The sequence below is a fragment of the Citrobacter sp. Cpo147 genome (assembly GCF_030332405.1).
GTDB classification, from domain to species: Bacteria; Pseudomonadota; Gammaproteobacteria; order Enterobacterales; family Enterobacteriaceae; genus Citrobacter; species Citrobacter portucalensis.
In genome coordinates this window covers 1,397,681-1,413,181 of sequence record NZ_JAOWHX010000030.1, presented here as the reverse complement: position 1 = coordinate 1,413,181, position 15,501 = coordinate 1,397,681, and the positions used below count along the sequence as shown (strand labels likewise).

The 15,501-nt window shown below is 56.6% G+C and carries 12 protein-coding genes and 1 pseudogene; 7 read left to right on the top strand and 6 right to left on the bottom strand.

The window, feature by feature from the left end; translation table 11 throughout:
- The first annotated feature begins 42 nt into the window (after positions 1–42).
- The 3 genes from mhpT to mmuM all read left to right on the top strand — a co-directional run bounded on the left by mhpT (position 43) and on the right by mmuM (position 3,851).
- Positions 43–1,254, top strand: coding sequence for a 3-(3-hydroxy-phenyl)propionate transporter MhpT (gene mhpT, locus OGY06_RS09320; RefSeq protein WP_286605139.1), 1,212 nt, complete (start codon positions 43–45; stop codon positions 1,252–1,254).
- Positions 1,255–1,528: 274 nt separating this feature from the next.
- Positions 1,529–2,932: an S-methylmethionine permease gene (mmuP, locus tag OGY06_RS09315; RefSeq protein WP_086482642.1), complete on the top strand. Its 1,404-nt coding sequence runs from the start codon at positions 1,529–1,531 to the stop codon at positions 2,930–2,932.
- Entirely contained in the window at positions 2,919–3,851 is a 933-nt protein-coding gene (gene mmuM / locus OGY06_RS09310) for a homocysteine S-methyltransferase (protein WP_206159838.1), read from the top strand. The genes mmuP and mmuM overlap by 14 nt, the downstream gene beginning before the upstream one ends.
- Before the next feature lie 108 nt (positions 3,852–3,959).
- Here the strand turns inward: mmuM and fbpC are convergent, their stop codons facing one another.
- The 6 genes from fbpC to OGY06_RS09280 form a co-directional block, all read right to left on the bottom strand.
- Positions 3,960–5,006 (bottom strand): ferric ABC transporter ATP-binding protein, encoded by a 1,047-nt coding sequence (gene fbpC / locus OGY06_RS09305; RefSeq protein ID WP_240389175.1) that lies wholly within the window; start codon positions 5,004–5,006, stop codon positions 3,960–3,962.
- Positions 5,007–5,017: 11 nt separating this feature from the next.
- Positions 5,018–7,096: an ABC transporter permease gene (locus OGY06_RS09300; RefSeq protein WP_008783887.1), complete on the bottom strand. Its 2,079-nt coding sequence runs from the start codon at positions 7,094–7,096 to the stop codon at positions 5,018–5,020.
- Between the two features lie 68 nt (positions 7,097–7,164).
- Complete coding sequence (locus tag OGY06_RS09295) at positions 7,165–8,196, bottom strand: ABC transporter substrate-binding protein (protein WP_003830932.1); 1,032 nt, start codon at positions 8,194–8,196, stop codon at positions 7,165–7,167.
- Complete coding sequence (uhpC, locus tag OGY06_RS09290) at positions 8,193–9,497, bottom strand: MFS transporter family glucose-6-phosphate receptor UhpC (RefSeq protein ID WP_003830933.1); 1,305 nt, start codon at positions 9,495–9,497, stop codon at positions 8,193–8,195. Before uhpC ends, OGY06_RS09295 begins: the two co-directional genes overlap by 4 nt.
- Positions 9,498–9,582: 85 nt before the next feature.
- Entirely contained in the window at positions 9,583–11,124 is a 1,542-nt protein-coding gene (locus tag OGY06_RS09285) for an MASE1 domain-containing sensor histidine kinase (protein WP_286605133.1), read from the bottom strand.
- Entirely contained in the window at positions 11,124–11,753 is a 630-nt protein-coding gene (locus tag OGY06_RS09280) for a response regulator transcription factor (protein ID WP_003830935.1), read from the bottom strand. Before OGY06_RS09280 ends, OGY06_RS09285 begins: the two co-directional genes overlap by 1 nt.
- A gap of 323 nt (positions 11,754–12,076) precedes the next feature.
- Here OGY06_RS09280 and tauA point away from each other — a divergent pair, with 323 nt between their 5' ends.
- From tauA to tauD, 4 genes and pseudogenes are all read left to right on the top strand, one after another.
- Entirely contained in the window at positions 12,077–13,039 is a 963-nt protein-coding gene (gene tauA / locus OGY06_RS09275; RefSeq protein WP_218667601.1) for a taurine ABC transporter substrate-binding protein, read from the top strand.
- 14 nt (positions 13,040–13,053) lie between these two features.
- Positions 13,054–13,821, top strand: coding sequence for a taurine ABC transporter ATP-binding subunit (gene tauB, locus OGY06_RS09270; protein ID WP_126319864.1), 768 nt, complete (start codon positions 13,054–13,056; stop codon positions 13,819–13,821).
- On the top strand, positions 13,818–14,648 hold the full coding sequence (gene tauC / locus OGY06_RS09265; RefSeq protein WP_148362359.1) for a taurine ABC transporter permease TauC: 831 nt from the start codon (positions 13,818–13,820) through the stop codon (positions 14,646–14,648). The genes tauB and tauC overlap by 4 nt, the downstream gene beginning before the upstream one ends.
- Positions 14,645–15,496, top strand: a pseudogene (gene tauD, locus OGY06_RS09260) (taurine dioxygenase). The gene tauC and the pseudogene tauD overlap by 4 nt, the downstream one beginning before the upstream one ends.
- The last annotated feature ends 5 nt before the right edge of the window (positions 15,497–15,501 follow it).

Here is a 15,501-nt window from a genome sequence, read left to right as displayed (position 1 = left end):
CAGCCGCGATTCACCTGCATCGTGACCTCAGAGGGACATCTTATGACGACCCGTACCTCCGCATCTTACCGCCTGACGTTGACCGTTGGGCTTTGCTTTTTAGTTGCCCTGATGGAAGGGCTGGATTTACAGGCCGCCGGTATCGCTGCCGTCGGTATCGCCCACGCGTTTGCGCTGGATAAAATGCAGATGGGCTGGATCTTCAGCGCAGGCATTCTCGGGCTACTGCCCGGCGCGTTGGTGGGTGGCATGCTGGCTGACCGCTATGGCCGCAAGCGCATTCTCATTGCCTCTGTGGCGCTGTTCGGCCTGTTCTCGCTGGTGACGGCGATTTCCTGGGATTTCTCATCGCTGGTGTTTGCCCGTCTGATGACCGGTGTCGGGCTGGGCGCGGCGTTGCCGAACCTGATCGCGCTGACCTCCGAGGCGGCGGGCCCGCGTTTTCGCGGTACGGCGGTGAGTCTGATGTACTGTGGTGTGCCGATTGGTGCGGCGCTGGCGGCAGCGCTCGGGTTTAGCGGTCTGGCCTCCGCCTGGCAAACGGTGTTTTGGGTAGGCGGGGTGATCCCGCTGCTGCTGGTGCCGCTGTTGATGCGCTGGCTGCCGGAATCACAGGTTTATACCCAACAAACGCAAGTGGCCGTCGCACCGCTGCGGGCCCTGTTTTCGCCAGCGACGGCGAGTGCCACGCTGCTGCTGTGGTTGTGCTATTTCTTCACCCTGCTGGTGGTGTATATGCTGATCAACTGGCTGCCAATGCTGCTGGTGGAGCAGGGCTTTCGGCCATCGCAGGCGGCAGGCGTAATGTTTGCTCTGCAAATTGGCGCGGCCAGCGGCATGTTAATTCTCGGGGCGTTAATGGATAAACTGCGCCCGGTGGTGATGTCGCTGCTGATCTACACTGGGATGTTGGCTTCACTGCTGGCGCTGGGTACGGTGTCGTCATTGAGCGGCATGCTAATGGCGGGATTTGTGGCGGGGATGTTCGCCACCGGCGGGCAAAGCGTGTTGTATGCGCTGGCGCCGCTGTTTTACAGCACGCAGATCCGCGCCACAGGCGTGGGAACCGCCGTCGCAGTCGGGCGTCTGGGGGCGATGAGCGGCCCGCTGCTGGCAGGGAAAATGTTAGCGCTCGGTACCGGAACGGTAGGGGTGATGGCGGCTTCTGCGCCGGGCATTTTGCTGGCAGGCCTGGCGGTATTTATTCTGATGAGCCGCAAATCGCAGATGCCGTTCCCGGTCAGCGGTGCTTAAGCACTCATCCGGTTGTGGGAGTGGGGAGATTTGATTCCCACTTCCGGGTGAACGCCGTCAGTCAACTGTGTTGCCAAAGTTTAGATAAAACATGGCAACGGAGGCGTTATGAGCTGGCGGCCCTTTTTGTATCTGATTATTAATCCCCACCCGCTATTAAGCGCCCGGCGCGGTCATCTGCGTCTGGTGCAGGGTTGACTTTGCATTCTGGTAACAAACACGGTATAACAAACCTTCTTTGGATGTTTAGATGTCCATACGTTTAGAAGGTTATATGCAAACAACACAACAAAATGCGCCACTGAAGCGCACAATGAAAACGCGTCACCTGATTATGCTTTCCTTGGGTGGCGTGATTGGCACAGGGTTATTCTTCAATACCGGGTACATCATTTCCACCACCGGAGCGGCGGGAACGCTACTGGCCTATCTGATTGGCGCGCTGGTGGTCTGGCTGGTCATGCAGTGTCTGGGCGAGCTGTCGGTCGCGATTCCGGAGACCGGGGCGTTTCACGTTTATGCCGCGCGCTATCTTGGTCCGGCTACCGGGTATACCGTGGCCTGGCTCTACTGGCTGACCTGGACCGTGGCGCTGGGTTCGAGCTTTACCGCCGCTGGATTCTGTATGCAGTACTGGTTTCCACAGGTGCCGGTATGGGTCTGGTGCGTGGTGTTCTGCGCGATTATTTTTGGTCTGAATGTTATCTCCACACGCTTTTTTGCCGAAGGGGAGTTCTGGTTCTCCCTGGTCAAGGTGGTCACTATCATCGCCTTTATCATCCTCGGTGGGGCGGCGATTTTCGGCTTTATTCCGATGCAGGATGGCTCGCCCGCGCCGGGGCTGAGTAATATCACGGCGGAAGGCTGGTTCCCGCACGGTGGCTTACCGATCCTGATGACTATGGTGGCAGTGAACTTTGCTTTTTCGGGGACCGAGCTTATCGGCATTGCCGCCGGTGAAACGGAAAACCCGCGCAAGGTTATCCCCGTGGCGATTCGTACCACCATTGCGCGGCTGATTATTTTCTTCATTGGCACCGTGTTTGTGCTGGCGGCGCTGATCCCGATGCAGCAGGCGGGCGTGGAGAAAAGCCCGTTTGTGCTGGTATTTGAGAAAGTAGGGATCCCGTACGCCGCTGATATTTTTAACTTCGTGATCCTGACAGCTATTCTTTCTGCAGCTAACTCCGGTTTGTATGCTTCCGGGCGCATGCTGTGGTCGCTGTCGAATGAACGTACGCTACCGGCCTGTTTTGCGCGAGTAACGAAAAACGGCGTTCCGCTGACGGCGCTGTCGGTCAGTATGCTCGGTGGTGTGCTGGCGCTGTTTTCCAGCGTGGTGGCCCCGGACACGGTATTTGTTGCGCTGTCGGCAATCTCCGGGTTTGCGGTGGTGGCGGTGTGGCTGAGTATCTGCGCCTCGCATTTTGTTTTTCGTCGCCGTCATCTGCAACAAGGTAAGGCATTGAGTGAATTACATTATCGCGCGCCGTGGTATCCGCTGGTGCCGGTATTAGGTTTTGTGCTGTGCCTGGTGGCCTGTGTAGGGCTGGCATTCGATCCAGCGCAGAGAATTGCGTTGTGGTGCGGGTTACCGTTTGTTGCGTTGTGCTATGGTGCTTATTTCCTTACTCAACCCCGAAACGCAAAACAGGAGCCAGAACATGTCGCAGAATAATCCGTTACGCGCTCTCCTTGATAAACAGGATATCCTGCTGCTGGATGGCGCGATGGCGACGGAGCTGGAAGCGCGAGGGTGTAACTTAGCCGACAGCCTGTGGTCAGCCAAAGTGCTGGTAGAAAACCCGGAGCTTATCCGCGAAGTGCATCTTGATTACTACCGGGCGGGGGCGCAATGCGCGATCACTGCCAGCTATCAGGCGACGCCGGCGGGCTTCGCCGCGCGAGGTCTGGATGAAGCGCAGTCGAAAGCGCTGATTGGCAAAAGCGTGGAGCTGGCGCGTAAAGCCCGTGAAGCGTATCTGGCAGAGAACCCGCAGGCAGGAACGCTGCTGGTGGCGGGATCCGTTGGGCCTTACGGCGCGTATCTGGCGGATGGCTCTGAATACCGTGGCGATTATCATTGTAGCGTTGAGGCGTTCCAGGCGTTTCATCGCCCGCGCATGGAAGCCTTGCTGGATGCTGGGGCCGATCTGCTGGCCTGCGAAACCCTGCCGAATTTTGCCGAGATTGAGGCGTTGGCTGAGCTGTTGACCGCATATCCGCGTGCGCGGGCGTGGTTCTCATTTACCCTGTGCGACAGCGAGCACCTGAGCGACGGTACGCCGCTGCGTGACGTGGTTGCGTTGCTGGCGGGTTATCCGCAGGTGGTGGCGCTAGGCATTAACTGCATTGCGCTGGAAAACACCACCGCTGCGTTGCAGCATTTACACGGTTTAACGGCGCTGCCGCTGGTGGTGTATCCGAACTCGGGCGAGCAGTACGATGCGGTGAGCAAAACCTGGCATCATCACGGTGAGCATTGCGCGCAACTGGCGGATTATCTGCCGCAGTGGCAGGCCGCTGGCGCCCGGTTAATTGGCGGGTGCTGTCGCACCACGCCTGCGGATATCGCCGCGCTAAAAGCGCGAAGCTGAGAGTTTATCGGGCCTACTTCGTTCATTGTAGGCCTGATAAGCGCAGCGCATCAGGCATTGCCGGATGGCGGCACAAGGGCCTTATCCGGCTTACAAAGCCACAAAACGTTATGCCGCATCCGCCAGAACAAACATGCCGTACGGATGGATTTCGAGATAATACTGTTCGCCGACGTCCGGTTGCAGGCGCGTAGCGTTGACCTGCAATAAAATCTCCTGCCCGTGCCATTCCACCGTCACTTCATACTGCGGCCCCATATAGGCGACGTGGCGGATCACGCAGCGCTGGCTCTCCTCGCCGCGATCGCTGAGCGTGATCGCTTCCGGGCGCACACCGACCATCCCTTCGCCCTGTGTACCAAAGTGCAGCGGGCGCGGCAGATGATAGCCGTAGATATCAACGTATCTGTCGCTGAAGGTAGCCGGGAACAGGTTGGCATCGCCCATAAAGCTCGCCATAAAGCGGGAGGCGGGCTGGCGGTAAAGATCCTGCGGTGAGCCGATCTGCATGATGTGTCCCTTGTTCATCACCAGCACGGTATCAGAAACCGCAAAGGCTTCGCTCTGATCGTGGGTGACGTACAGCGAGGTGATATCAAACTGCTTTTGCAGCTCGCGGATCTTGTCGCGCATACTGCGACGCAGGTTGGCGTCGAGGTTACTCAACGGCTCATCAAACAGCAGCACTTTCGGCTTGAGGATCAGCGCGCGGGCCAGCGCTACGCGCTGCTGCTGACCGCCGGAGATCTGATCGACAAAGCGGTTTTCGAATCCTTCCAGATCCACCATCGCCAGCGCCTCTTTGACGCGGGCTTTCAGCTCTGCGCGCGGTACGCCGAGCATTTTCAGGCCATAACCGACGTTCTCTCCCAGCGACATATGCGGGAACAGGGCATAGGACTGAAACACCATGCAGATATCGCGCTGCTGAATAGAGCGATGGGTGACGTCTTCGCCATCAATGAAAATTTGCCCTTCGCTCGGTTTTTCCAGCCCGGCAACCAGGCGCAAAATAGTGGTTTTGCCGCAGCCGGACGGGCCGAGCAGGGTTACCATTTGCCCCTGCGGGATGGTGAGGTTGATATTGTCGATTACCGTATTACTGCCAAATCGTTTGGTGACGTTGCGCAGTTCAACGAAATTTTTCTGAGTCATAGTGCGCTCCATTACGCCTGGTTTTTGGCTTTTGAACGGGAGGTACGTGATTCGCCGATCAGCCAGTCAAAGATGAAAATAATCGCCAGCATCACCACGATCAGAATGGAACCGTAGGCAATCGCTACACCGTATTCGCCATCTTCCACGCGGTTCAGGATGTAGGCCGTCGCTACGCGGGTATCCGGCGTGACGAGGAACACAATGGCGCTGACGGTGGTAATGGCGCGCACAAAGCTGTAAATCAGCGCCGAAAGGATCGCCGGGCGCAGCAGCGGCAGCAGGATATGCGTAATGGTCCGCAGCGAACCGGCGCGCAGGCTGAGCGAGGCTTCATCGAGCGATTTATCGATTTGGCCTAAGCCCGCGATGCCTGCGCGGATACCGACCGGGACGTTACGCATCACCATTGAGATAATGACGATGGCTGCGGTGCCGGTGAGGTACACCGGAGCGCTGTTAAAGGCCAGAATGTACGACACGCCCGCGACGGTGCCCGGAACGGCAAAGCACAGCATGGTGGTGAACTCGATGGTCTTCTTGCCTTTAAACTGCTGGCGCACCACGATCCATGCGATCAGCAGGCCGAAGATCGCGGTGATCGGCGCGGCAATCCCGGCGTAGAGCAGGGTGTCGAGCAGTGAAGGCCACGCGCCGTCGCTCATCCCCTGACCGAACAGTTTGGTAAAGTTCGCCAGCGTCAGGGTGTAGTCCACGCCCCAGTTGACGGTGAAACTGCCGTAGAAAATGCTGCCGTAGAGCAGGGCGTTAAAGGCAATCCACACTGCCAGCAGTGCGACCACGCTCCATACCAGCGTCACAGGCAACGGCTGTACGTCGCCCCGGTAGGATTTGCCGGAAACGGTGACGTATGAGCGTTTACCAATCCACATATACTGCACGCAGAATACCAGCAGCGAGAACAGCAGCAGGAAGGCTCCCAACGTACTGGCGGCCTGGTAGTCGAGCTGCGAACCGGTGATGTAGAAGTAGATTTGCGTTGCCAGCACGTCGAAGTTACCGCCGAGCACCAGCGGGTTACTAAAGTCGGCCAGTGACTGCACCACTACGATTAAAAAAGCGTTCGCCAGTGCGGGTTTCAGCAGCGGGACAAACACGCCGTTAAAGGTCTGCCAGCGGCTGGCACGCAGGGTGTATGACGCTTCTTCCAGCGACGGATGAATGGTTTTGATTGCTCCGTCGAGGATCATAAACGCCATCGGCGTAAAGGCCAGAACCTGCGCCAGCCAGATGCCGGTAAAGCCATACAGCCAGTTGGTGTTGGTTAAACCAAACCATTCGACCATAAACTCGGTGATGTAACCGGAGCGTCCCATCATCAGCGTGACGCCTAAACCGACGACAAACGGCGGAGTGACGATCGGCAGAATCGAGAAGATACGTCCGATTATGGCGCTGCGTCTGGCGATACGGGTGGTGTAGATAGCCAGTACCAGACCAAAGAAGGTACAGCCGACGCCGACGGCAATCGACAGCATAATCGAGTTGAGGATCACCTGAATGATATGCGCCTGCGACAGCACATTCATAAATGCCAGCGGGGCAAATTCCCCGGCGTCGTTGGTGAACATCGGAATGAAAATGGCGATGCTTGGCCAGACGATAAAAATACCGATCAGCGCGACAATCGCGGTAAGCGAGCCGATGACGAAACGGTCACCGCCCAGCCATTCGAGGCGGGTGAGCGCCAGGGTCATGATTGCGCCAAGCGCCACAAACAGCACGATGGTGGCATAGCCTAAGCCGCGACCCTCAAGGGTGGCGCTGGCGACAATAAAGGCCATACAGAAAAATGCCCAACCCGCGTCAAGATAATGGCGGCTGCGCTGTTCGCGCCTGGCTTCATGGAATGGGCGCACCAGCAGCAGACTTGGCAGCAGATACCACAGCCAACTGATATTGAACTGCGACCAGCCGTAGGCGGCGAGTATTTCTTCCCGCGTTGACTCCAGCAGACCGTAGTCCAGGCTCCAGCTCGGCAGTAGGGCAAACGCCAGCCAGCCGAGCAAAACCCAAAGAAATATCGCATCCCGTTTTTTTACGGGATGGAGTGCAAGTGTGTGTGACATAGCGTTTCCGGTAATGTAGGCCGGGTAAGGCGTTTACGCCGCACCCGGCAAATGAACGCAACGTGGGCTTATTTACCCATCTTAACTTCGCTAACCCACTTATTGATCAACGCCTTACGTACGTCAGTCGAGCCGTACTTATCCATGTCGTAATTGATAAGCTTCAGGTCGTCGAGCTTCAGCGAGTTAGGGGAGGTCTCGGCGGTGGTGTTGGTCAGGATCTGATAGGATTTGCCTTTCTTCCACGCCAGCTCCTGCGCGTCTTTTGACAGCACCCAGTCAACGAACAGTTTGGCATTGTCGACGTTGCGCGCACCTTTCAGGATGCTGACGCCGCCGATTTCATAACCGGTGCCTTCGCATGGAGAAATCAGTTCCAGCGGTGCGCCCTGTTCTTTTTCCAGCGAGTAGTCGTGCAGGAAGCCGATGCCGATAGCCGTTTCACCGCGGGCAGCGTTACGCGCCGGGGCAATGCCGGATTTGGTGTATTGAGAGACGTTGGCGTTGAGCTGTTTCAGGTAATCAAAGGCCTGATCTTCGCCCCACAGTTGAGCAAAGGTCGCCAGCGCGGTGTAGGCGGTACCGGAGCTTTGCGGGTCAGCAATCTGGATTTCGCCCTTGTATTCCGGTTTGGTCAGATCCTTCCAGCATTTTGGCACCGGCAGGTTTTTCTCTTTCAGGCGCTGGGTATTAACGCCAAAGCCCAGAATACCGACGTAAACCGCCGAAGAGAGGTTACCTTTGACCTTTGCGGGATCGCGGAATTTCTCCATGATCTGTTCGAGGTTTGGTGATTTATACGGCTGTAGCAGACCCATTTCACCGGCCTGAGATTGTGGATCCAGCGTACCGCCGTACCACACATCCGCCTGCGGGTTTTTCTTCTCTGCATCCACTTTCGCCAGCGTACTGCCCGAGCCGTTGCGAATGAATGAGGTTTTCACATCATATTTTTCACCGAAGGCTTTGGTTTCGGTTTCGCACATCTCGTTGGTGGCACTGCAATACACCACCAGGCGGCCCTGCGCCTGGGCTGCGTTGCTGAAGGCCGCCAGCGTCAGAGCGGAAGCAATCAGGGTAGAGGTAAGCGTCAGTTTCATTGTTTTATCCTTTGACTGAGAGAAGGGGTAATGCCCGCAATGAGCAACGGCATCAGCAATAAACCCATAAAGACAGCGGCAACCGAGAGCAAACTGAACATTCCCGACCAGCCGTAATGTTCTATGACCAACGACAGCGGCCAACCCGCCAGCGCGGCCCCCAGATAGGCGAAAAGCCCGAGAAAACCGGTAATTGAACCTGCCGCCGCTTTGTGTCCGCATTCAACGGCTGCGAGGCCAATTAGCATCTGTGGGCCAAACACAAAAAAGCCCACGGTAAAGAAACACACTGCCAGTAACGCGTAGTGGTGCACTGGTGCCAGCCACAGTGCGGCGACGGAAACCATCAGCCCCAGCGTGAACAGCAAAATCATCGGCGCACGTTGACCGCTGAACAGCAGATCCGATCCCCATCCGGCAAACAGCGCCCCCAGCAAGCCGCCAACTTCAAACAGCATCACCGTGGCATTGGCGCTGAGCAGATTCACGCCGTGGCTTTCCGTCAGCCAGATATTGCCCCAGTCGTTGAGCGCAATGCGGATCAAGTAGACCAATACATACGACACGCCGAGCAACCAGATCATCGGGTTTTTCAGCATGGTGGTGCGCAACATTTGCCACAGCCCCATCGGCGGGCTTTGCTGCTCCTGGCGTAGCTCCAGCGGGTCATGCCGCCATTCCCCAACCGTGGGTAATCCTTCTTCCTGGGGCGTGCCTTTCAATTGCAGGGTGAGCCAGATTCCCAATGCCATGCTGATTATCCCCGGTGCCAGCATGGCTGCCTGCCAGCCCCACCAATGGGCGGCAAAAGCGCTAATCAGCGGGATAATGGCGCCACCGATATTGATCGACATATTCCAGCAGCCCCACCAGAAGCCACGTTCGTTGCGCGAGTACCAGTGGGTCAGTAGTCGGGCACAGGGCGGCCAGCCCCAGCCCTGAAAAAATCCGTTCAGCGTCCAGACCACCAGCAGCAGCGTCAGCGATTCCCCAAAGGCGAACAGCACGTTTAAAACGCCGGTAGCAAACAGGCCAATTCCCATAAATGCGCGCTGTCCGTGGCTGTCGTGCCACAGCCCAGCGGTAAATTTCGACAAACCATAGGTCAGATAAAACAGTGACCCAAGCAGGCCGATATCGCCTTTATCCAGACCCAGATCCGTTTGCAGCGCCGGGAGGACGTAGTTAACGCTTTTGCGCGTCAGATAAAACGCGGCGTAACCAATTACCATACACATCAGCAGCCGGGGGCGTAGCGCCCGGTATTGTTGGTCTGTTTCGCTGGCTGAGCGTGTATGCATGGCAGTCTCCGTTTGTGCTGACTATAGGAAAGTGAAAGCAAAAGGGGATGAGAGAAAGTCCGCAGTGACTAAGACTTTTTCCTGGTTAGCGGCTGGTTTGTTGCAAATTTGTGGGCAGGTTAACAATTACCCGCGTGCCGTTGTTTGATTCGAGCGTCAGTTCACCGCCAAGGGCGCTCACCCGTTCACGCATCCCCTGGATACCGAAACCGGGGATTTTTTCTGGCAGAATACCAACGCCGTTGTCAGCGACGTCCAGAAACAAGCAATGTTCCCGCTGTCGCAGCGTAATCGACACATCGCTGGCATCGGCATGTTTGCATACGTTATTGAGTAACTCCTGCAACAGGCGATACAGCGTGAAGCGCACCGTTTCGTTTTCTGGCGTATTCTCTAGCTGATAATCAAAGCGGCAGCGAATACCCCGCTCAGCAAAAGCAAATTCATTCACCAGATGATGTAGTGCATCTTTAAAAGACAGTTCATCGAGCGCGGGTGGGCGCAGCTGACGAAGTAGCTGGCGGGTCGAATGGTGAATACGCCGGGCCAGGTTGTTGATCTGATTTGCCGCTTCGAGCGTTTGCTCAGGGCCTGGCGCGCGTTTGACCAGTTGCGACTGAATTTGAATGGCGGTGATATTCTGCCCAATTTCGTCATGCAGCTCCCGCGCCAGGCTTTTGCGCGTATTTTCTTCGGTGCGGATCAGCTGTTCGGTCAGGGCGCGACGCGCCGCCAGTTCGGTTTCCAGACGCTGGCGATAATGGTGCAAATTTTGCGCCAGATGCTGCTGGCGGCTGATGGCGATCCCCAGCCCTATACCCAGTAGCGCCTGGGTGGCGAGAAAAATTTCCAGCTCCAGTAAGTTACTGAACCCGACGCCGATTTGCCGGGCGATGGTGATCATCATACTGCCGAGCAATCCGGATAACACGCCGCCCTGCCAGCCAAATTTCCACGCCATCACCACGTTAGGTAAGAACACCACGATCAGCAACAGGCGCTCGATCTCCGGCGACAGCACCATCTGAGTGCCGATGCCAATAATAAAAAACAGGCTGCACCAGATGATAAGCGAAGTGCGCAGCGGGGGATTGGTGGTATCCAGCCCGAGCAGATGATAGCGGTGCTGCTGGCGCAAAAATTCATAGATCAGATAGACAAACGGCGTCAGCAGCACGCCGCCGGTAAACGACGCCAGACCTATTAACGTCGCCGGGCTTTGAATAAACGGTGAAAGCAGGGCGGTATTGAGCAATGAAGTGATCGTCACGGCGGCCAGCAGCAGGGTTAAGCGCTGCCAGTAAAGGGGGAATCGGTGCCAGTATGACTGGCCGATGCTCGCCGGAATCAGGCTAATTAACGGCGCAGCCAGCAGGATATAGCCATTCAGTAATTGCTCGCTGTGCAGCCAGAACAACATTAGCAGGGGGGGCAGCACCAGTGCGGGCCAGTAACGGCGAGAAAGCAGAATTAACAGCGCGAGATAGACGCCGTGCGGCAGAAATAGCGCCGCCTGCTGGCCGTTGTGGGTCAGGTAAAACCCCAGCGTCCACAGCATCAGCCAGCCCGATCCCCAGGCCAGCAGAATAAACAGAGAAATAACCCAATGCCGAAGGTTACGCGACATTAATGCCCCGTTAATAGCTGGTGGTCGAGGGCAAAATGCACCAGATCGATGGTGCTGTGGCATTGCAGTTTGCCCAGCACGTTCGCCCGATGAACGTGCACCGTCTTGTGGCTGAGGTCGAGCTTGAAGGCGATCTCTTTTACGCTGTCGCCTTTGACCAACAGATCAAAAACTTCACGCTCGCGCGGGGTCAGAACTTCCAGGACCTGCGCGGGCTGCTCGCCGCCGCGTAGTGCCCGTAAAGCATCGGCGCACAGGTAATGCCCGCCCATACCTACCGAACGTACTGCCTGCACCAGTTCTTCCGGGCCGCAGCGTTTGGTCAGGTAACCGCTGGCACCAGCGTCCAGCGCGCTTTGCACAAACGTGGGCGAGTCATAAATGCTGAGAATGATGGCGCGAAAACCGGGCTTTTGCGCCCGCAGTCGTTTTAACAGGCTCAGACCATTTTCATCCGGCATGGCGATATCCATTACCGCGACGCTGACGTCATCATGCAGAAGTGCAGACCAGGCCTCCGCTGCGCTGCTGTACTGACCGGTAACGTTAAGATCGTCTTCGAGACTGAGTAATTGCGCAAAGCCGGAACGCACCACCACATGGTCATCCACCAGCACAACATGAATCATGATATTGCTCTCTTGCCTGACAATGGTCTCTATGATGCCTGCCAGCACCGCGCTGGCAATCACCGTGGCGCGGATATGTAACGAATGTAACAAAATCGCAATAATTTACAGCGAGTGTAGGCCTGATAAGCGCATCAGGCATTGATTGCCGGATGGCGGCGCAAGCGCCTTATCCGGCCTACATTCCGTAATGAGCGAAATAGCTAACTATTGCCGCTTTTTTTCTAAAAACAGAACGCTATTAACCAGAATTTTTAATTCCTTTATCAAATTGTGCCGCAACGAAATACTGCCTCCATAACAAGACAGGGGAGCAGACAATCATGGCTATTTCATCGCGTAACACACTTCTTGCCGCACTGGCATTCATCGCATTTCAGGCGCAGGCGGTGAACGTCACCGTTGCTTATCAGACCTCCGCCGAACCTGCCAAAGTGGCGCAGGCGGACAATACCTTTGCCAAAGAGAGCGGGGCGACCGTTGACTGGCGCAAATTCGACAGCGGCGCGAGCATCGTTCGTGCGCTGGCATCCGGTGATGTGCAGATCGGTAATCTTGGCTCCAGCCCGCTGGCGGTCGCTGCCAGCCAGCAGGTGCCTATTGAGGTTTTCCTACTGGCATCAAAGCTCGGCAATTCTGAAGCGCTGGTGGTGAAGAAAAACATCAGTAAACCGGAAGATTTGATTGGCAAACGCATTGCCGTGCCGTTTATTTCCACCACCCATTACAGCCTGCTGGCGGCGTTGAAACATTGGGGGATTAAACCCGGCCAGGTGGAGATTGTGAACCTGCAACCACCGGCGATTATTGCCGCATGGCAGCGCGGAGATATTGATGGTGCGTATGTCTGGGCACCTGCGGTCAATGCGTTGGAAAAAGACGGTAAGGTGTTAACGGACTCCTCACAGGTTGGCGAGTGGGGAGCACCGACGCTTGACGTGTGGGTGGTGCGTAAAGATTTTGCCGAGAAGCATCCTGAGGTGGTGAAAGCCTTTGCCAAAAGCGCTATCGATGCCCAGCAGCCTTATATCGCTAATCCTGATGAATGGCTGAAGCAGCCGGAGAATATCAGCAAACTGTCGCGTTTGAGCGGCGTACCGGAGGCGGATGTACCGGGGCTGGTGAAAGGTAACACTTACCTGACACCGCAACAGCAAACCGCTGAGCTAACCGGCCCGGTGAACAAAGCGATTATCGACACCGCGCAGTTCCTTAAAGAGCAGGGCAAAGTCCCCGCTGTCGCGACAGATTACAGCCAGTACGTTACCGATCGCTTCGTGCAATAAATAAGGAGGCGATGATGCTGCAAATCTCTCATCTTGCCGCCAGCTACGGTGGAAAACCGGCGCTGGAGGATATCAACCTGACGCTCGATAGTGGTGAACTGCTGGTGGTACTCGGGCCTTCCGGTTGCGGGAAAACCACGCTGTTAAATCTGATTGCCGGGTTTGTGCCGTATCAGCATGGCAGCATCACGCTGGCGGGTAACAGGGTTGATGGCCCGGGGGCAGATCGCGGGGTCGTTTTCCAGAATGAAGGTCTGCTGCCCTGGCGTAACGTGCAGGACAACGTGGCTTTTGGTCTGCAACTGGCGGGCGTGGACAAGCAGCTGCGCCAGCGTATTGCCCTGGATATGTTGCAGAAAGTCGGGCTGGAGGGCGCGGGAAAACGCTTTATCTGGCAACTTTCCGGTGGGCAACGTCAGCGCGTCGGCATTGCGCGGGCGCTGGCGGCCAATCCGCAGCTGTTGCTGCTGGATGAACCTTTTGGCGCGCTCGACGCCTTTACTCGCGAGCAGATGCAAACCCTGCTGCTGAAGCTGTGGCATGAGACCGGCAAACAGGTGCTGCTGATTACCCACGATATTGAAGAAGCAGTATTTATGGCGACAGAACTGGTATTGCTGTCCCCAGGCCCTGGCCGGGTACTGGAACGTCTGCCGCTCAATTTCGCCCGTCGCTTTGTGGCCGGAGAGTCGAGCCGCAGCATTAAGTCCGATCCGCAGTTTATCGCCATGCGCGAGTACGTGTTAGGTCGTGTCTTTGAACAACGGGAGGCATTCTCATGAGCGTGGTGATTAATGATAAACCCCGTCGCCAGCGGGTGCTGAACTGGCGTTGGCCGTTTTCGCGACAGATTACCTTAAGCCTCGGTACGCTGGCCGTCATTCTGGCGGTGTGGTGGACGGTGGCGGCGCTGCAGTTAATCAGTCCGTTGTTTTTACCGCCACCGGGACAGGTTTTACAAAAGCTGCTCGTCATTGCCGGGCCGCAAGGGTTTATGGATGCCACGCTGTGGCAGCATCTGGCGGCGAGTCTGACGCGTATTGTTATCGCGCTGCTGGCGGCGGTGCTGCTGGGCGTTCCGGTTGGGATCGCGATGGGGCTGAGTCCTACGATGCGCGGCATTCTCGATCCGATCATTGAACTGTATCGTCCGGTTCCTCCCCTGGCCTATTTACCGCTGATGGTCATTTGGTTTGGCATCGGTGAAACCTCCAAGATCCTGCTGATCTATCTGGCGATTTTCGCCCCTGTGGCGATGTCGGCGCTGGCGGGGGTGAAAAGTGCGCAGCAGGTGAGAGTGCGCGCCGCACAGTCGCTGGGGGCCAGCCGTGCGCAGGTGCTGTGGTTTGTTATTTTGCCGGGGGCATTACCGGAGATCCTCACCGGGTTACGCATTGGGCTTGGCGTGGGTTGGTCGACGCTGGTGGCAGCTGAACTGATCGCGGCCACGCGAGGGTTAGGATTTATGGTGCAGTCAGCCGGTGAGTTTCTGGCAACGGATGTGGTGCTGGCAGGGATCGCGGTCATTGCCGTTATCGCATTTATTTTAGAACTGGGTCTGCGCGCGATTCAGCGTCGCCTGACGCCCTGGCATGGAGAAGTACAATGAGTGAACGTTTGAGCATTACCCCGCTGGGGCCGTATATTGGCGCACAAATCACTGGTGCGGATTTAACGCGTCCGCTGAGCGATAATCAGTTTGAACAGCTTTATCACGCGGTACTGCGCCACCAGGTGGTGTTCCTGCGTGAGCAGGTGATTACGCCGCAACAGCAGCGCGCACTGGCGTTGCGTTTCGGCGATCTGCATATTCACCCGGTCTATCCGCATACCGAAGGGGTAGAAGAGATTATCGTACTGGATACTCATAACGACAATCCGCCGGATAACGACAACTGGCACACCGATGTCACCTTTATTGACACGCCGCCTGCCGGGGCGATTCTGGCTGCAAAAGAGCTGCCATCGACCGGGGGAGACACCCTGTGGACCAGTGGGATTGCCGCTTATGATGCGTTGTCTGAGCCGTTTCGCCAGTTGCTGAGCGGCCTGCGGGCAGAACATGATTTTCGTAAATCATTTCAGGAATATAAATACCGCAAGACGCCAGAGGAGCATCAGCGCTGACTGGAAGCGGTGGCGAAGCATCCGCCCCTGTTGCATCCGGTGGTGCGTACGCATCCGGTGAGCGGGAAGCAGGCGCTATTCGTGAATGAAGGATTTACCACGCGAATTGTCGATGTCACGGAAAAAGAGAGCGAGGCGTTACTGAGTTTTTTATTCGCGCATATCACTAAACCGGAGTTTCAGGTGCGCTGGCGTTGGCAGCCCAACGATGTGGCGATTTGGGATAATCGCGTGACGCAGCATTATGCGAATGCGGATTATCTGCCACAGAGGCGCATTATGCACCGGGCGACAATTTTGGGAGACAAGCCGTTTTATCGGGCGGGATGATTGTT